Origin of the sequence: Streptomyces sp. P9(2023) (genome assembly GCF_032436795.1) — a bacterium.
Classification (GTDB): domain Bacteria; phylum Actinomycetota; class Actinomycetes; order Streptomycetales; family Streptomycetaceae; genus Streptomyces.
Genome location: NZ_JAUPWM010000788.1, coordinates 1 through 242, shown reverse-complemented (window position 1 = coordinate 242; position 242 = coordinate 1). Strand labels below are relative to the sequence as shown.

At 36.0% G+C, this 242-nt stretch carries 1 pseudogene; it reads left to right on the top strand.

Features of this window, described 5'->3' with window-relative positions:
* Window positions 1–242, top strand: a pseudogene (locus tag Q5762_RS39460) (catalase-peroxidase); the annotation flags it as partial.

The following is a 242-nucleotide window of genomic DNA, read 5'->3' as shown; positions in this document are numbered from 1 at the left end:
CATACAGTTAATTCTGGAAAATGCCCTGTAATGCATGGTGCCAATACAGGAACAGACCAATCTGTAATGAGTTGGTGGCCAAAATCTTTGAATTTAGACATACTTCATCAACAAGACAAAAAAACAAATCCTCTAGGTGAAGATTTTAATTATGCCGAAGAATTTAAAAAATTAGATTTAGAAGCTGTAAAAACGGATCTTAAAAATCTGATGACCGATTCGCAAGACTGGTGGCCAGCAGA